19 protein-coding genes and 1 other annotated feature are annotated in these 16,926 nt (G+C 44.2%); of the genes, 1 reads left to right on the forward strand and 18 read right to left on the reverse strand.

Annotated features, from left to right (window positions below):
- Nucleotides 1–46: 46 nt before the first annotated feature.
- The 15 genes from rpmA to MKY19_RS24165 all read right to left on the reverse strand — a co-directional run bounded on the left by rpmA (nt 47) and on the right by MKY19_RS24165 (nt 11,624).
- Nucleotides 47–358 (reverse strand): 50S ribosomal protein L27, encoded by a 312-nt coding sequence (gene rpmA / locus MKY19_RS24095; protein ID WP_042130564.1) that lies wholly within the window; start codon nt 356–358, stop codon nt 47–49.
- Between the two features lie 17 nt (nt 359–375).
- Nucleotides 376–711, reverse strand: coding sequence for a ribosomal-processing cysteine protease Prp (locus MKY19_RS24100; protein ID WP_042191166.1), 336 nt, complete (start codon nt 709–711; stop codon nt 376–378).
- 12 nt (nt 712–723) lie between these two features.
- Nucleotides 724–1,035: a 50S ribosomal protein L21 gene (rplU, locus tag MKY19_RS24105; RefSeq protein ID WP_042130566.1), complete on the reverse strand. Its 312-nt coding sequence runs from the start codon at nt 1,033–1,035 to the stop codon at nt 724–726.
- Nucleotides 1,036–1,049: 14 nt separating this feature from the next.
- Nucleotides 1,050–1,135 (reverse strand) — a sequence feature (ribosomal protein L21 leader region).
- A 62-nt stretch (nt 1,136–1,197) separates the two neighbouring features.
- On the reverse strand, nt 1,198–2,439 hold the full coding sequence (locus MKY19_RS24110; RefSeq protein ID WP_042194404.1) for an Rne/Rng family ribonuclease: 1,242 nt from the start codon (nt 2,437–2,439) through the stop codon (nt 1,198–1,200).
- Nucleotides 2,440–2,497: 58 nt separating this feature from the next.
- Nucleotides 2,498–3,340, reverse strand: coding sequence for a M50 family metallopeptidase (locus MKY19_RS24115; RefSeq protein WP_339798184.1), 843 nt, complete (start codon nt 3,338–3,340; stop codon nt 2,498–2,500).
- Complete coding sequence (locus tag MKY19_RS24120; RefSeq protein ID WP_339798186.1) at nt 3,333–4,196, reverse strand: M23 family metallopeptidase; 864 nt, start codon at nt 4,194–4,196, stop codon at nt 3,333–3,335. Before MKY19_RS24120 ends, MKY19_RS24115 begins: the two co-directional genes overlap by 8 nt.
- A 276-nt stretch (nt 4,197–4,472) precedes the next feature.
- Complete coding sequence (gene minD / locus MKY19_RS24125; RefSeq protein WP_042130573.1) at nt 4,473–5,267, reverse strand: septum site-determining protein MinD; 795 nt, start codon at nt 5,265–5,267, stop codon at nt 4,473–4,475.
- Nucleotides 5,268–5,272: 5 nt separating this feature from the next.
- A complete protein-coding gene (gene minC, locus MKY19_RS24130; protein WP_042191171.1) occupies nt 5,273–5,932 on the reverse strand; it encodes a septum site-determining protein MinC in 660 nt (219 codons plus the stop codon).
- Between the two features lie 80 nt (nt 5,933–6,012).
- Entirely contained in the window at nt 6,013–6,543 is a 531-nt protein-coding gene (mreD, locus tag MKY19_RS24135; RefSeq protein ID WP_081383060.1) for a rod shape-determining protein MreD, read from the reverse strand.
- Nucleotides 6,543–7,421 carry a rod shape-determining protein MreC gene (gene mreC / locus MKY19_RS24140; protein ID WP_042191173.1) on the reverse strand — a complete coding sequence of 293 codons (879 nt, stop codon included), beginning with the start codon at nt 7,419–7,421 and terminating at the stop codon, nt 6,543–6,545. The genes mreD and mreC overlap by 1 nt, the downstream gene beginning before the upstream one ends.
- A 62-nt stretch (nt 7,422–7,483) precedes the next feature.
- Entirely contained in the window at nt 7,484–8,518 is a 1,035-nt protein-coding gene (locus MKY19_RS24145; protein WP_042191174.1) for a rod shape-determining protein, read from the reverse strand.
- Nucleotides 8,519–8,557: 39 nt separating this feature from the next.
- Entirely contained in the window at nt 8,558–9,247 is a 690-nt protein-coding gene (radC, locus tag MKY19_RS24150) for a DNA repair protein RadC (RefSeq protein WP_042191176.1), read from the reverse strand.
- A 24-nt stretch (nt 9,248–9,271) separates the two neighbouring features.
- Complete coding sequence (locus tag MKY19_RS24155) at nt 9,272–9,868, reverse strand: Maf family protein (protein ID WP_339798192.1); 597 nt, start codon at nt 9,866–9,868, stop codon at nt 9,272–9,274.
- A gap of 34 nt (nt 9,869–9,902) precedes the next feature.
- Complete coding sequence (locus MKY19_RS24160; protein WP_042191180.1) at nt 9,903–10,148, reverse strand: DUF4321 domain-containing protein; 246 nt, start codon at nt 10,146–10,148, stop codon at nt 9,903–9,905.
- Between the two features lie 240 nt (nt 10,149–10,388).
- Nucleotides 10,389–11,624, reverse strand: a complete 1,236-nt coding sequence (locus tag MKY19_RS24165; protein WP_149645994.1) for an SPOR domain-containing protein — start codon at nt 11,622–11,624, stop codon at nt 10,389–10,391.
- Nucleotides 11,625–11,840: 216 nt separating this feature from the next.
- On the opposite strand from MKY19_RS24165, the gene MKY19_RS24170 reads away from it, so the two are divergent.
- Complete coding sequence (locus tag MKY19_RS24170; protein WP_076286493.1) at nt 11,841–12,827, forward strand: diaminopimelate dehydrogenase; 987 nt, start codon at nt 11,841–11,843, stop codon at nt 12,825–12,827.
- A gap of 94 nt (nt 12,828–12,921) precedes the next feature.
- Here MKY19_RS24170 and MKY19_RS24175 read toward each other — a convergent pair whose 3' ends face one another.
- The 3 genes from MKY19_RS24175 to MKY19_RS24185 all read right to left on the reverse strand — a co-directional run bounded on the left by MKY19_RS24175 (nt 12,922) and on the right by MKY19_RS24185 (nt 16,802).
- Complete coding sequence (locus MKY19_RS24175; RefSeq protein ID WP_339798195.1) at nt 12,922–14,106, reverse strand: glycosyltransferase; 1,185 nt, start codon at nt 14,104–14,106, stop codon at nt 12,922–12,924.
- Between the two features lie 335 nt (nt 14,107–14,441).
- On the reverse strand, nt 14,442–15,599 hold the full coding sequence (locus MKY19_RS24180) for a GGDEF domain-containing protein (RefSeq protein ID WP_339798198.1): 1,158 nt from the start codon (nt 15,597–15,599) through the stop codon (nt 14,442–14,444).
- A 36-nt stretch (nt 15,600–15,635) separates the two neighbouring features.
- Nucleotides 15,636–16,802 carry a GGDEF domain-containing protein gene (locus MKY19_RS24185; RefSeq protein WP_339266731.1) on the reverse strand — a complete coding sequence of 389 codons (1,167 nt, stop codon included), beginning with the start codon at nt 16,800–16,802 and terminating at the stop codon, nt 15,636–15,638.
- Between the last annotated feature and the right edge of the window lie 124 nt (nt 16,803–16,926).

Genomic DNA, 16,926 nt, shown 5'->3' on the forward strand with positions numbered 1-16,926 from the left:
GGCACTCATGCCGGAGGCTTCTACATGCAAATATGGTTCCGTAAGCTTACGCTTCCAGTGCCGCTGCTACCGGAGCGACATCAACTGGGTATACGCTCACTTTTTTGCGATCGCGGCCCCAACGTTCGAACTTCACTACGCCATCCACCAATGCGAACAACGTATCATCTTTACCGATGCCTACGTTAGTGCCTGGGTGAATTTTTGTTCCGCGTTGACGAACCAAGATGTTACCGCCGGTTACTGCTTGACCGTCAGCACGTTTCACGCCAAGACGTTTGGAATGGGAATCCCGTCCGTTTTTTGTGGAACCTACACCTTTTTTCGATGCGAACAATTGAAGATTCAATTTCAACATGTTGTCAACCTCCTTCTTTAAATATTTACTTGCTCTATTTGAAGATACTTTCCGTATGATTCTGCGATATCATTTAGCATCACGACCATGGATTCAAGCAGCAATTGCACCTTCGCGGAAGTATCGAAATCATCAATGGAACCTAATGTTCCACTTAGGAATCCGTTCTTCATGGATGTATCCATGGAGATTCCGGTCAAAGTCTCAATCGAATTGACGGTTCCAACCGTTACGGCCGAAACACCGGCACATACGATATCTTCGCCACGCTTTGCATAACCCGCGTGCCCTTTTACCTCAAAGCCAACGATAGTTCCTAGATCCGAAGATCGTGTAATCCGTACGTTAATCATTCACGCACCTTCTTACGCTTGAATCTTCTCGATAGTTACTTTCGTGTACGGTTGACGATGGCCTTGTTTCTTGTGGTAGTTCTTCTTAGGTTTGTATTTGTAAACTACAACCTTAGCGCCTTTACCATGTTTCTCGACTTTAGCTGTTACAGACGCGCCGCTTACGAGCGGAGTTCCTGCAGTCAGACCACCTTCGTTAGAAACAGCCAATACACGGTCAAAAGTTACACTTGCGCCGTCTTCAGCTTCCAACTTCTCAATGAACAAAACATCGCCCTCTTGGACTTTGTATTGTTTACCGCCAGTTTCGATAATTGCATACATTTTACTTGCACCTCCTCATGTCTCAGACTCGCCTAGTCTAGGTGGCAGATTCCCGTGGGAACTGCACTTATGTACCCGATCGGAGCGGTTACAGCATGTGCAGGACTGAATCAATCAAACACATACTTGAAGATATTATCATACTTATCGCCCATCGTCAACTCATTCCATCCATTCTCCAACTTTCCCAGTCCCTCCGCAGCACTGACAAAGGATAGGTGCGAAGCTGGCTGAATCATGCCTTGCCTTCTTCCGAGTCATCTCGAGGAGTCCAAGTCTTGTCCAACCGAGAATATGGGTTTTAGTTCGATCCTTGCAGATCACTTTCTCCAGCCGCTCGGTAACCATTTTACGGTGTATCTCTTCTTCCATATCAATAAAATCAACAATAATAATTCCGCCCGTATCTCGCAAACGGATCAGACGACCAATCTCCTCTGCTGCAAGCAAATTAGTATTCGTCACCGTCTCTTCAAGGGATGCTCCTCCAATGTATTGCGCGGTGTTCACGTCAATAACGGTGAGCGCCTCCGTCTCATCCCAGATCATTGTCGCTCCGCCCTCCAGAGTGATCTTGCGACTGAAGCTCTTGTGCAGCTGTTCCTGAACCCCATAAGCTGTAAAAATGGACTCCGGTCCATTATATAAACTCACAGGCTTGTACCCATCAGGTGCCATGTCATCCAGAAATGCCTTGGCTTCTTTAACTGCAACTGGAGAATCTATAATCAACTGATCACGCTGTGGATTAAAAGCATCTCTTATAAAGCGCTGAACAATACTAAGATCACGATGAAGTAGAGCTGGGGCTTCTGCAGTTTGTGCCCGACGTGTAATGTTATCCCATTGCGCACGTAAAAATGAAAGATCACCCTCCACTGCTTCATGCGGCTCATCCTGAGAGACGGTCCGCATAATAACCCCCTCTTCTTTCATTCGCAGACGTTCACCAATTCCTTTGAGCCGGCTACGTTCTGCATCGCGACTTATTTTTTTGGATACCCCAACATAATCGGCAAAAGGCATGTACACCATCCAGCGACCGGGCAATGTATAATGGGTCGTTACACGCGCACCTTTGCCGCCACTAGGCTCTTTTCTTACTTGTACAACAATATCCTGACCCGGCTGCAAAAGCGTCTCGATAGAAGGCTTCACATCCGGCTGTCTATCCAAATGAGGGTGCAATACATCATCAACATATAAAAAAGCATTCTTCTTCTGTCCAATGTCAACAAAAGCAGCCTGCATACCTGGAAGTACGTTAATCACACGGCCTTTATAATAACTTCCGACCAGCCCTTGCTGCTGATCGCGTTCAGCCGCGTACTCCACAAGCCTTCCGTTCTCCAGAAGAGCCATTCGGGTAATGTGCTGCGTGCAGTGAACGATCATCTGTTTCATGGCTTCACCTCTGGTTTCGTTCATTCATTCATCCCTTCTCACGCTCTGCATAAATACACTACATTCCGAAGTAGGTAGATATTAAGCGCTGTTCCGGCACAACAGCAACAACATTTCCTTCGCCGTTTAATACATAGATAAAATGATATTGATTACGTTTAAATAGACGCAATATAGCATCTAAAGGTTTCGCAGATAAGGCAACAATTGGACGAGCCACACTTCCTGTCCGCAAATGATACTCATAAACCGCCTCCCTATTCATCAAAAAAGCAACAAATCGGTACGGTAAATTCCGATGATCCGTGAGATTTGAATACAATAAAAAAGCACCGATCATAACCATGTTCAGCCTCAAGCCTCCACCTGCTCCAAGAGGCAATAGCGCATAAACAATCACAAAAATGCTTGCAGCAACACTCACTCGTCCGCTCCATAGCAAAGTATAGTAATAAGGAAGAAATAAACTAACTGTAGCCTGAAGTACTTTGCCTCCGTCAAGTGGCAGAACAGGCAAAAGATTAAAGAGCGCAATAATGGCATTAGCATTTATAAAATAGATTAAAAACTCCTGATTACCATAACCTGCTTGCTGAAGCCCAAGAGCCATAACAATCATGATTCCATTTTGCAGCGGACCGGCAAGTGCAATACCAATCTCACGACTAGCGGTGAGCCGCCCATGATCCTCAATAACCGCAACTCCGCCAAACGGAAGAAGCTGAACCGATTTGACTGTAACACCAACTAAAAGGGCAGCCACCACATGTCCTATTTCATGAATGAGGACGATCGTAAATAAAGTTAGCAACTCCAGAAATTGTCCTGTGAGTACAGAGAACAACATAATGATTACGAACAATGGATGTAGTGACAGATCGATCCCTAAGATCCTAATCAAACGATACCACTTCTGTAGGATCAATATAAGTCTTGTCTTTCATCACTGCAAAGAATAGCGTTGGAGCTGAGGAGCCCTCTTTCTCCAGCATCCACCCGAGTTCATCTCCACTCTGAATCCAGTCATCAATCTCCAGCTTAGTGCCATTTAAATGTCCGTATTCTGCTATGATTCCTCCAGAATGTTGAACTGCAATTCGAATGCCACCGTCCAATTCTTTGGAAATGGAAAGAACACGTCCCATGTCTATACTCTTCACCGTCACATTTGAGGTTGAATCGATTTGAGGCATAATTTCTACACCTTTTAGCGTGGAAGCAAAGGGCTCCACAATGCTTCCAGCTACCGGAGCACTAAGCTCATGTTGAGCTGCTGCCTTTTGAGCAGGTTCGTCTTTGTCACCAAATATCGGTATGAACGCCGGTGCACCATTAAAATTCTCCTCATACCAGACCCGCACTGCTGTGAAATCCATGTCATTACTCAAGGCATCACTAATAAAGGCTTGGACTTTATAGGACCATGGCTGGTGAACTGTAAAAACTCCCCACACCGCTCCAAACACAAGCACACTGGCTATAACCCGTCGAATAAAACCGGAAGAAAATTTAGAACCTCCTCCTCCTGGTTCCTCCCAGCCACCCCGTCTCTCTTTCCACATCACTTCCGGATCAGGCTCTATAGATGATTGCTCCTCATTTTTCTTAAACCCCGTACCCCACTCCTTGAAGCTCGTACTCTTTTCGGGCATAACGAATAACGGAGGCACCTCTGCTGTTTCTATATTCGGGATTTCCTCCAGCAAACTACGGATACGCTCCTTGCGGCGATTCTTGATATCTGATTTGAGATCCATGTTTATCCCTCCGGACGGGCTTGTTTTACTTCCATTTTATGAAGCACGGAAGTCTCTTTAGAACAAGCCCGCCCAAGGTGGAGCACTTAAATACCACTAAATAAATAAATCCCACCCATAGATTTCTCTAGTGGTGGGACCGTTAATGCTTCTATAGTAAGATTGCTTGGCAAGCAAAAACGCATTCGGCGTCCTTATAAGGACGGTAAGCGTTTTAGCGAGAAATATAAGACATAAAGTATTGTGTGAAACTTATCTTTCTTATATTTTGCAGAATTAAGCCATACCGAAAAATTTCTTGAACTTCTTAAATGCTCCCGGTTTCCGATCAAGCTGCATTAGCGGCACAGCATCACCTAAAATTCTACGAGCAATATTGCGGTAGGCAATAGCTGCTGACGAATCGGGATTCATAACTGTAGGCTCTCCACTATTTGCGGCCTTAATGACCAGTTCATCATCCGGAACAATTCCGATAAGATCAATATTCAACACCTGTAAAATATCCTCAATATCAAGCATATCCCCAGACTTCACAAGACCTGGGCGAATACGATTTACCACCAGCTTTGGCGATTCGACGTGTGACTGCTCAAGCAGTCCGATAATACGATCCGCATCCCGCACAGCAGCATGCTCTGGTGTGGTAACCACGATCGCTTTATCCGCACCGGCAATCGCATTGCGGAAGCCATGTTCAATCCCTGCTGGACAATCAATCAAAATATATTCATATTCCTTCTTCAGTTCGAGAATAATATCTTTTACTTGTTCAGGAGTGACGGACGTTTTATCCTTCGTTTGAGCTGCGGGCAACATATACAACTCATCAAAGCGTTTGTCTTTAACGAGTGCTTGATTTAGGCGACAACGACCCTCCGCTACATCCACAAGATCATAAATAATACGATTCTCAAGCCCCATTACTACATCCAGATTACGCAGTCCAATGTCGGTATCGACGAGACATACTTTTTTACCCTGCAGTGCAAGTGCGGTTCCAATATTGGCTGTTGTGGTTGTTTTGCCAACTCCGCCTTTGCCCGAGGTTACGACTATCGCTTCTCCCATGGAGGCTACACCCCTTTAAACACATTTAAATCCTGACGTACTTTGACTAGATTATGAATTTTATCGATTTGCATAGCTCCGTTCGTTAAATATGCAAACTCCATACTGCTTTCTCGGGTTTCCCACTCATCGGGAGGACGACTGATAATATCAGCAATTCGCAGTTGTGTCGGAGACATTAATGAAGCAGCGATAATCGCCTCTTCATTTCCATCTACTCCAGCATGCGCCATACCTCTAAGTGATCCTAGAATATAGATATCGCCTGAACAGGTAATAGTTCCTCCTGGGTTCACATCCCCCAGATATAAAAGATTTCCATCATGGTGCAGCACCTGACCGGAACGAAGAATCCCGCTCATAAGAAACAACGCGTCATTATCCTCACTGCCGGGCACTGGAAGCGCCTCTATGGAACGAATCAGTAGATTTCCCTGTCCCTTCAGAATCTCCAGCACAGCTTCCTTATCTTCCTCAGTTACGGGACGATTGCCCAGCTTAATATCTACATGGACAATTGGTCCAGTCAAAATATTTTGATGGCTGTGCTCCAACTTATAGCGAAGCTCGCTCAGAAGATCTTCGAAGGGACACTTGTCGTCTAGCAGGAATATCAGGCCATCCTTGATGCCCTTAATCCTTACATGCTTGGATTTTACTGTCATATGCCTGGCCCCCTATCCTCATTCATTCGTGCCGGGCCCCTTAAATTCCTGCTTTATTAAGAAAGAAAATAGAAGCTTCTTTATGCCGCTTCTTCCGTACTCTTCTCTTTCTTGATCAGCTCAAGCTGGCGTCGTAACGGTATGTAGAGGATCAGAGCAATAGCAAAATGAAAGAGCATCGTTGGTAGCATATGATTCAAAATAGCCCAGCTATAAGGCTCCTGATTGAGATTGAATACACTATAAATACCAAATAACACACTATCCTCTAGCAAGCTTCCGAGCAGAATCACAGTCATCATAAGAGGCAGTGGCGCACGCGGAATCTGAAACAGAAGGCCAATTAAATAAGCCGACAGACCCATCGCAAAAGAATGTGCTCCTAGAATTCTGCCATAAAAAACGACATCATGTAATAGTCCGAAAGTTAGGCCCAGTATAAGCGCTGTATGACGATGATGATATACAGCCACGAACAATAGCACAACGAACACTAGATTCGGAATAATTCGCATCTGCCATACATCTGGAATCAGCCAAGGCAGAATGGTTCCCTCCAGAATGAACAAGAGGAACAGTAACAGAACAAGAACAGATCTGCGCATATTCACTATTCAGCACGCTCCTCCGTAAAAACAACAATCAGCTGCTTCCAGTCTTGAAATTCTGCTGAAGGCTTAATCACTGCTGTGGAGGTTAATCCAAATTCACCAACCTCAACGCTTTCAACGGTACCGATGGTCAATCCTCGCGGATACAATCCCCCAATACCAGAAGAAACGATAACATCCTTCGGCGCAATAGGATCACCTGGCGGGATCTTGTTCATCAATAACTTGTTTGTCTTCGGATCATAGCTTTCAATCATACCAAAGGTTTTGCCCTCTTTGTTAATAGCGGTTGCCGCAATTGGCGGCTGAGAATTAGGGTCATTCGTATCCATCATGGTCATCAGCTTCACCGTAGAGGTGAAATTGCTGACTTGACTAATAACACCTACTAATCCATCAACCGAGATCACAGACATATTTGGTCGAACGCCATCTTTAGCACCTAAATCGATTACAATCGTACTATTGCTTGGTTCTGTTGTCTGACTAACCACCTGTGCAATATGGTATTGATATTTATACAATTCCTCCTGAGCTTTCGTGAACTTCAACTGTTCCTTTAACTGCTCATTTTCTACCTGAATGAAATTGTATTGCGCTTTATCACGTGCATATTGGGCGGCTAGAATCTTCAGCTGCTCATTTTCCTTAGAAAGATCTTTCAGATTTCCGATATCTTCAAACAAGCCCGCTACATATCCAGCGGGCTTGTAGAACATTTTTTGCACGAAACCAGTAGTATCTCTAAGAAAGTTCTCCGGCCAGGACAAGGAACTCCTTGATGCCAAGCTGAAGCCCATCACCACAATGAACAGCACCAGTGTAATCAACAGAATAAACAGACGTTTATTGCTTAAGAGTTTAAACAGTTTCAACACCCTCTAACAACAGTATTTCTCCCATAACAGGGGTTGACGTACACAAGTGGCAATACATAGGCTTATCTCTTAGAGCGAAGACTGGAACTGCTGCGACTCTTGAACAAATGGATATTATCAAGCGCCTTTCCTGTTCCAATCGCTACACAATCCAGAGGGTTCTCAGCGACAATAACTGGCATTCCAGTTTCACGCGCAAGCAGTTTATCCAAGTTACGAAGCAAGGCGCCTCCACCTGTCAAGACAATCCCGCGATCCATAATATCTGCTGCGAGCTCCGGTGGACATTTTTCCAAAGTTACTTTAACAGCTTCAATAATAGAACTCACTGTATCGGACAATGCTTCACAGATCTCATCAGAAGTAATTGTAAGCGTCTTTGGCAGGCCTGTAACGAGATCGCGTCCGCGAATTTCCATAGTCTCAGCTTTCTCAAGTGGCAAGGCAGAACCTACATCCATTTTAAGCTGTTCCGAAGTACGTTCACCAATCATCAGATTGTACTGACGTTTGATGTACTGAATGATGGACTCATCCGCTTCATCACCCGCAACACGTACGGAACGACTAGTAACAATACCGCCGAGTGAAATTACAGCAACTTCAGTAGTACCTCCGCCGATATCAACAACCATACTTCCTGTTGGCTCCCATACCGGTAGATCTGCACCAATCGCTGCAGCAAAAGGTTCCTCGATAATGTAAGCTTCGCGAGCACCAGCTTGTCTAGTAGCATCTTCTACAGCACGTTGCTCTACAGCAGTAATGCCGGATGGTACGCAGACCATTACATTAGGGTGACGTTGGAACATAGAACGTTGTTTCTGTGCTTGACGAATAAAATATTTTATCATCGTAGCCGTTGTGTCAAAATCAGCGATAACGCCATCCTTCATCGGACGGATCGCACGAATGTTTCCCGGTGTACGACCGATCATCTTTTTAGCGGATTCACCCACGGCTTCAATCGTCTTAGTGTCAGTGTTAATGGCTACAACGGAAGGCTCTCTTACAACGATCCCCTTACCGCGTACATAGACAAGCGTATTCGCTGTCCCCAAGTCAATTCCTAAATCTTTCGTAAAACTACCCAACATGCTAATTCTCCTTTTCCTAAGTAAATCTTCACATTTATATTACATGTGTCCTTTTTCTTTCAAGCTTACAAAGCTGCTATCACCGATAATTAGATGATCTAACACGTCAATCCCGACAATCTCGCCTGCCTGAAGCAGTCTTGAGGTCAAGGAGATATCCTCAGGACTAGGCGTTGGATCACCACTAGGATGATTATGTGCGCATATGATAGAGGCACTACTACATTTTATAGCTGCTCGGAATACCTCACGAGGATGAACAATCGAAGCATTAAGACTGCCCATAGACAACGTTTCTTGTCCTATCACATGATTCTTCGTATTCAGAAACAAGCAGACAAAATGCTCCTTCTGCAGATAACGCAATTGCTCAGTCAGTATCTCCGCAGCGTCCTCAGGACAACGGATAATGACTGGCATGTTAAACCTGGAGTTCGCAAGGCGCCTTCCAAGTTCGATGCCTGCTTTTAGTTGCACGGCCTTGGCAGGGCCGATACCTTTGATTTCGGTCAGTTCTTCGATGCTAAGGTCAACTAGCCCACGCAGGCCACCGATTTTCCCCAGCATCTGCTGTGCAATATGAATAGCCGATTCACGGCGTGTTCCCGTACGCAGCAGAATGGCTAACAACTCCGCTTGACTTAATGATTCCGCCCCATAATGCATCATGCGCTCTCTTGGTCGTTCTTCATGGGGGAGGTCCCGCAGCATTACTGATTGCGACTCCATCCCTATCCCTCTTTCCCAAGCTTCCTACCGGTTCAATACAGTTATACCGAACTCGGACAGCATTTCGCCAAGAAGCGACAGCGGCAATCCGACAACATTGAAATAACAGCCTTCAATTCGTTCCACCAAGGTGGAGCCAAGCCCTTGTATCGCATAAGAGCCAGCCTTATCAGCGGGCTCTCCCGTAGCTATATAAGCAATAATTTCATTCTCCGTCATTGCTCTCATCGTTACGGAAGTAACACGGTGCTCCACTATAGTCTTTCCATGCGGAAGTCCAATACAGGCTACACCCGTGTATACCTTATGATTCCGGCCCTGAAGTCTGGTAAGCATCGATTTACTGTCCAGCTCGTCCACCGGTTTGCCTAGCACAGTGTTATCTAGTACAACAATCGTATCACTACCAATAATTACTGCGTTACGCTCTCCTGCTGCAGCCACTACAGCCTCTGCTTTTCGCAGAGCCAAACTGCGCACGATTTGCTCCGGCGTAAAGTCCGGTGATGTGCTTTCGTCCGCTTCGCTGGTAATGACCTCAAAAGGCAAGCCCAGTAAAGACAAAAGCTCTCGTCGACGCGGTGAACCTGAGGCTAAAATAATGTGTTGTGAGTTGTCCACGTTGTAAACGTCCCTTCTTGATCAGTAACGAGAGTTACAGTCTTCGGTACAGCCATACAGCTGTAATAATACCGACGAGACTTAGCATGCACAATTTCAAATGAATAGTGATGTCATAGGTTATGATGTCCAAATCGGCTCGCGGAGACCACTTAAGCACAGTCGATGTTGTTAGAAAAGAAAGAGCCTTTACCGGCTGCAGTAGCTTGGCGATCCAGGCTCCAGCCAGCCAGCCTAGAATTAGAAATAACAGCAGTGTTCCTACATTTTTCTTCTTCATCTCAGTCTTCCCTCGCCATTTTTTGACACCCTAATTATTATACGGTGAAATTGTGATCAATACAAACGTAAAATCCCTTACGGTAATGTTTACCACCATTTGCACTAAAAGTTGCGGAGCGATACCATCCTCCGTATCAATTATAGTTTAAGTTATATAGGGATAATTTCCTCTTTCGCGCCAAAACAGCAAGCCCCCACATCTGGAGGCTTGCTGTCTTTAATGTCAACAATCTATCAGTTAATTCATTGCAGTTAGCAGCTGTTTCTGGCTAGTCAAAAAGCTCAGCATCGATTCTTGCACTTCCCAAAGTAGGCCCTGAGCCTTGTTCTTGTTATATTCACTCCAGGCTGATATCCCTTGGCTCATTGATTTCTCTAACGCTGCGCAAATGCTTTTGGCTTCAGGAGATACGCCTTGTTCCAGCACTTTTACTGCTTCATTCCATTGCAGGTGGAGATCACTCACAGCGGAGGTATTTGCTGTCGTACTTGTTTGGCCAGCGCTAAGTAGAGAAGCAGATTGACTACTTAGTTCACTGAGCAGCTGCCCACTCACGGAGAAATAGTTCTTCACTTCCTCTGCATTACCGGTATAGACAAGCTGTTCTGCCCCGGGAAGCGCCACCTCTCTCACATACAGTTCAATCCCCTGATTCTTTAGTCCGCTGCTAAGTAGCTTGGCCTGTTCACGGTCGGATGATATTCCAGCATACACACGATTGCCGTCGGCAGGATCCATACCCGCGGCCAAACCTGCAGTTAACAGCTCCTGGCGAGCCTCTTCAGCGCCTGCAGGTGTACTGAATACTCCGTACTGCAGCAGATAATAGCTTTGCGCAGCTACTTGAACTGGGATGGTGTTCTTCCCTGCATTTTCAGTACCCGTCACTGGTAATCCTGATGTACCTACACCTGCCGGATCTTTAGCTCCACTGGACTGCACTGAAGTAGCCGCCATGTCTGCTGTCCCATTTCCAGAGCTGCTGTCCATATTCCCTCCGTAAAAGAAAGAAAGTGCAGCATAACCAAGCAGTACCCCTGTGCCGATGGCTCCCGTAACAGAAAGAGCTAATTTCCACCAATACGAAGGACGTCGAGTATGATAAGAGCCTCCGTAACTGCCAGAGGATACATTCTCTAATTTATCCCTGCTATCCGAAACCATATCTGACAGAAGATACGATTGCTGTGTATATCTAAAATCCTTATCCTGTTCGTCCCATTCTTCCTGGCGTGGATCTACAGTACCCGAGTAATAGTCATAGGAATCTTCCGGTGGTGCCTCATGCGTGGAACGAAAATCAGGCTCATAAAGCCATGTTTGCTGTGCTGGACCTACCTCTTGACGCAGTCCCTCAGCGTACTCTTCAGCTGTGCCCAATCCGCCATTTGACCAGCGCTCCACCACTTTAGGCTTTGGTTTAGGCTCGTCCTTGTTCACGTCAAATCGGAATGTCATTCTTCCGTTATTCAACAGTTACACCTCACCTCATCTAATCTATAAGTAAATATATGATAGACAATAGAGAGATATGCTATTTTTAAGCCATAGGAATTATGAAAGATTATGCAGATTCAGTTTACATTACATGTACCTTTTATATACTATATAAAAAGAGCTAAAAGTGTACACTATACTAGGTAAGCTAGAAATGATGCTTTAGTTCACTACTGATTAGGAGGGCTTCTTCTGAAACAAAAAATTCAAGCAGCTATTGTAGGCTACGGAAATTTAGGAAAAGGTGTACGTAAGGCTATCAACCAAAGTGAAGATATCGAGCTAGTTGCGATCTTTACGCGCAGAGAACCTGGACAACTGGAAGCCGGAGAAGCCGGTGTGAAGTTCGAACACATCTCTGCCGTCGAACAATATAAGGGTAAAGTGGATGTTATGATTCTATGCGGAGGATCGGCTACCGATCTGCCAGAACAAACACCAGCCATTGCCCGGATGTTTAATACCGTGGACAGCTTTGATACTCATGCCAAAATCCCCGAGTTCTACGAGACTGTTGACGCCGCAGCTAAACAAGGTGGAACACTCAGCGTAATTTCTACTGGTTGGGATCCAGGCTTATTCTCAATGAATCGTCTGCTCGCTGAAGCTATTCTTCCACAAGGTAAAGAATACACCTTCTGGGGCAAAGGCGTTAGCCAAGGCCACTCCGATGCGATCCGCAGAGTAGATGGAGTTAAAGCTGGTGTACAATATACCGTTCCAGTACAAGAGGTTATTGAGGCCATTCGCGCTGGTGAAACACCAGAGCTTACCACTCGCCAAAAACACCTTAGAGAGTGTTTTGTAGTGGCTGAGGCAGGGGCAGATCAAGAACGCATTCGTGCAGAAATCGTGAATATGCCGAACTATTTTGCAGATTATGATACTACAGTTACTTTCATCACTGAAGAAGAATTGGCAGCTCAGCATAGCGGAATTCCGCACGGCGGGTTTGTTATTCGCAGTGGTGTAACAGGGGAAGGTACGAAGCAGATTGTTGAATTCGGCCTGAAGCTGGAGAGCAATCCAGAATTTACAGCTAGTGTTCTCGTGGCCTATGCCAGAGCCGCTCAGCGTATGAGTCAAGAAGGACAGAGTGGAGCGCGTACAGTATTCGATATTCCACTTGGAATGTTGTCTCCGAAATCTCCAGAAGAATTACGCCGCAACCTGCTGTAAAATCATACAAAAATGAAAAAACCGCGTAGGACCTTAAAACGTCCCTCGCGGTTTTTTTTAAATACTGTAGGCAGAGCCTTCTCGGGCGTACCATTTACACAAGACTAAGAATCTTGTTCTTCACATAATTCACTTCGTAATCCTTCAACAATGTGCGATGCGCCCGATCAGCAATAATCGTTGCCATCTCAGGATTCTTTAACAACGTTATTACACTAGCAACAACATCAACTGAGGTATTAGCAAGCAAAATATTACGGTTATGCTCACAGTTCAATCGCTCGCATACTATAGAACTTGTAACCACCGGCGTTTTGAGTGCCCATGATTCCAGAATGTTTCTGGAGACTTCACAACCTTCAAGGATAGGCACAAGTACCGCTTTAGCACGACGTATATAATCAGCAGATGGTTTCAAAGGTCCGGTGATAATAACTGATACATCATCCTTTACAAGCGACAATACATCCGTATGAACCTCATGACTGGTGATGTAACACTTGATATCAGGCACTTGTTCTTTAATCAAAGGGTAGCTTTTCTTAAAGAAGTTTTGAGCAGCCTTAATCCCCTGTCTGGTGTTCATATTCCAGTGCAGAACCATTGAATTTTCTTTTGCAACAGGATCAGTAAAAGCGTCGTATTCATTCATTTTTATGAAATGAGGAACAACATGAACTTTACGGGCATCCGCAAAGGATAGAGATTTGAATGAAAGGGCATCCCATTCCGAGGTTGCCAAGAGTACACCCGTTTTATTCATTAGTCTCCGCTTATTCCGCCGAACCAAAGCCTCATTTAGTTTATAATAAGGATTACTGCTGCTCGGCTTCCCAATTTCTTTTCCAACGGCAAGCCCGCTCTCAAAACGATACGTATCTGTAATAACACTGGCCTCAGGAAGCAGATTACGAACCATATCAATGCAATTTCCCAGCAAGCTATGCGATATAAATACATGTCTGTAATTATTCGATCTACAAAGCTCCATGATGGTACTCTTCATGTCTTTCTCCGCATGACTCCGATTAGTGAAATTCCGTAATATATGTAAGGGACGCAGCATAGATCTCCACGAGGTAATGCACCCGTTAATGTAATGAACCGTTAGTGCAGTTCCATCATTTGTAGACATATCCTTGTGCGTACTGGCATACGTCAGCAAATCAATATCAAATTTCCCTAGCAAAATCTCGAGAATACTCCCTGTTCTCATTTCTCCTTCTAGATCCTCTGCGCTTTGATTCTGTGCTGAAAGGAACAGCATTCTTTCTCGCATGACTCTGGCTCCTTGAATTTTTATATAAATTCTCTCTACTTATCACTGCAACTTTAGATGCAGTTCAATAGTAACTCATTTCACATAAAATTTTTGTCGATTTATAGGGAAACCTTTAAAATTTTTATATATTTTCATGCTTTATTCGAAAATCATTGCGATAAACCTATATATATCGCTATTTTTTTGAAGATTCAAGCAAAAAAACTACTTTTCCAGTAATACATGAACATGAATTTTCTATTCCAAAATTTTATACTCGTTAGGTATTCTGAACTATTCCCTATGCAAACAAAAAAGTGTCTTCCTCATCTAATGACGAAAGGAAGACACTTTTATAATTCATAGCTTCTAACAACGCAGTTCCGACCCTTTTTCTTAGCTTGATACAATGCATTATCACAAAGTTTGTAGAGATTATTTAGAGAAAAACGTTCACCCGATTCTATCGTAATGACTCCAATACTTATCGTGTAGTGCAGCGGTACGCCATGAATCATTGAACCTATAACAGCTGTGCGCATTCCTTCAGCAATAACATCACTACTCTTCTCATCGGCTCTGTGCAGGAGCACTGCGAACTCTTCTCCCCCAAATCTTCCGATCAGATCACCATGGCCAAGCTGCTGCTCTATTTTAGACGCCAAATCAGTTAGTACTTGGTCACCTGTATTATGGCCGTAATTATCATTTATGCTCTTAAAGTGATCGACATCCAGCAGTAAAAAAGAATAGGGCAGTTTCTTCATCGCTGAAGCAGCTATTAAAGGCCGAGCACGCAGAACGAACGACCTGCGATTCAAAATACCGGTCAACTCATCATAAGTTGCTACCCGCTCCATTTCTGCAAAGGAATCTTCTCTATAAAGCAGCATAATTCCCGCGGTTCCTAGAAACATATACAAATAAATCCCGAGATAAAAAAACAAATAAAGAAATTGTGCAACTTGTATATTGATTCCTAATACGGAATACAGCGGTTCTAAGGCTCTCCCGGCCAACGACAAGATGACAAGACAATATAGCAGTCCCATTATTATTTGTAGCGAAGTCTCCATGACCTTCAGACATAGTATATAAGCAGGATAGGCTATAATCAGAACTCCAGCCAGACAAGCGACTGGAATAACGAGAGGATCCTTTGGCATCAACAAATACATAAGCACCACAACTAGAATGGATACTCCGAATAATATAGAATAATATCTCTCCACTTTGCTCCCGAATACTCTGAGAAGCATTAGAAGCGCCAAGCTTTCGAGCGTGCCTCCAGCCAAAGCAAGAAGTGCTATGATCGGTAGACTAAGTGGTGTATCTATAAAATCCTTCAGTAATAAGAGGATCAAGGCTGCTAGTTGCAAATATTTTGCTGTGATAAACAATGAAGAAGTCTGTTCCTGCGGATAACGCAAACGATACACCACGATAAGCAGCACCGTGAACGATTGCCACAAAAAGAGACACACCAGCAGTGTCTGGAGATCCAGATGCATATAAGTGAAGTTCACCTCCCCTAGTATTCCTGACTCTCAGTATACATATCGGTATCTGATGACTCTATTTCTTCCCTCTTGTTTGGCCTGATATAATGCCTTGTCGCTTAGCTTGTACAAATTATTTATCGAAATCTCCTGATCTGGCATGATCGTAATTACACCTATACTAACTGTGTACCCCTGTTGAACCTTATTAGTGGAAGTATTCATTATCGCCTCACGAAGCGCTTCAGCTTTCTGGTCGCAGCTCTGCTCATCTACCCCACAGAGTATGACTGCGAATTCCTCGCCCCCTAGTCTGCCAAACAAATCGCCATTTCCGAGATTATTTTTAATCGTCGATGCGAACTCTTCCAGCACAATGTCACCGGTATCATGACCATAAGTATCGTTGACCTGTTTAAAATAATCCAAATCCAATAGCAAAAATGAGAAGTACTCCTGCGCTCGAAATGCCTTTTCAAGCTTTATCTCCGCTTCCTGAAGAAATGCTCCACGGTTTAGGATCCCCGTCAAATCATCATAACTGGCTATTCTTTTTAGTTTGACGAAGGAATGCTCATTTGAGAGAAGAATATAACCGGCAGCCCCTACGATAAATAATAAATACATCCCCAAATAATACAAATATTGCGTGAGATTTGTTGAGAACACATTCATCTCGGGCTCCCAAATCAATGCAACAAGCGCCCGCATCAGCATAATCGCTGCAAATACATAAAATAATACGCCTAATATTTTTTGAAGAGGGGTAGCCTTTTTATTCACAGTTAGATGATAAGCTGGATAAACTATAAATAGTATAGACCAAAGTGAAGTACAAGCGATGCGCAAGTTGGAATGATTAAAAAATAATGCGATGATACTAAAACTAATTATGCTCAATACCGAAAGGATGATGTAATATCGCTTTATTTTTGGCCCCAGTACTCCCATCATCAGCAGTAACGCTGTAATTTCTAGACAGCACCCTCCAAGGATTAGAGCATTGCTAAGCGGAATGGACAACGCATGAGGGAGATAATCCCATAATAAAATCGAACACCAAAAGAGTAGCTGCACTTCCTTTGATCGGATGAACAAGGTGGAGGCTGTATCTTTAACAGCGGTACTTCGATAATTGGTTATAAGCAGCAATATAAATAAATTTCCGAAAATAAACAAATAAATCAGTGTTCTAATTTCAAGCAGGGAGCTCATACGTCACCACCTATGCGAAAATATCCCCACAAAGTGCGGCTTTGCTTCGATGCGTACTCGGGTACTTTGTGGGGATCCCAAATATACGTTGAAAAATCGATCCTCTTCTGACAGCACTATAGCA

Origin of the sequence: Paenibacillus sp. FSL R5-0744 (assembly GCF_037972555.1) — a bacterium.
Classification (GTDB): domain Bacteria; phylum Bacillota; class Bacilli; order Paenibacillales; family Paenibacillaceae; genus Paenibacillus_AQ.

What these genes read in the sequence shown, in the direction of transcription:
- rpmA (WP_042130564.1), bottom strand. Translation starts at nt 358, where the DNA reads ATGTTGAAATTGAATCTTCAATTGTTCGCATCGAAAAAAGGTGTAGGT.
- MKY19_RS24100 (WP_042191166.1), bottom strand. Translation starts at nt 711, where the DNA reads ATGATTAACGTACGGATTACACGATCTTCGGATCTAGGAACTATCGTT.
- rplU (WP_042130566.1), bottom strand. Translation starts at nt 1,035, where the DNA reads ATGTATGCAATTATCGAAACTGGCGGTAAACAATACAAAGTCCAAGAG.
- MKY19_RS24110 (WP_042194404.1), bottom strand. Translation starts at nt 2,439, where the DNA reads ATGAAACAGATGATCGTTCACTGCACGCAGCACATTACCCGAATGGCT.
- MKY19_RS24120 (WP_339798186.1), bottom strand. Translation starts at nt 4,196, where the DNA reads ATGGATCTCAAATCAGATATCAAGAATCGCCGCAAGGAGCGTATCCGT.
- minD (WP_042130573.1), bottom strand. Translation starts at nt 5,267, where the DNA reads ATGGGAGAAGCGATAGTCGTAACCTCGGGCAAAGGCGGAGTTGGCAAA.
- minC (WP_042191171.1), bottom strand. Translation starts at nt 5,932, where the DNA reads ATGACAGTAAAATCCAAGCATGTAAGGATTAAGGGCATCAAGGATGGC.
- MKY19_RS24145 (WP_042191174.1), bottom strand. Translation starts at nt 8,518, where the DNA reads ATGTTGGGTAGTTTTACGAAAGATTTAGGAATTGACTTGGGGACAGCG.
- radC (WP_042191176.1), bottom strand. Translation starts at nt 9,247, where the DNA reads ATGGAGTCGCAATCAGTAATGCTGCGGGACCTCCCCCATGAAGAACGA.
- MKY19_RS24160 (WP_042191180.1), bottom strand. Translation starts at nt 10,148, where the DNA reads ATGAAGAAGAAAAATGTAGGAACACTGCTGTTATTTCTAATTCTAGGC.
- MKY19_RS24175 (WP_339798195.1), bottom strand. Translation starts at nt 14,106, where the DNA reads ATGCGAGAAAGAATGCTGTTCCTTTCAGCACAGAATCAAAGCGCAGAG.
- MKY19_RS24180 (WP_339798198.1), bottom strand. Translation starts at nt 15,599, where the DNA reads ATGCATCTGGATCTCCAGACACTGCTGGTGTGTCTCTTTTTGTGGCAA.
- MKY19_RS24185 (WP_339266731.1), bottom strand. Translation starts at nt 16,802, where the DNA reads ATGAGCTCCCTGCTTGAAATTAGAACACTGATTTATTTGTTTATTTTC.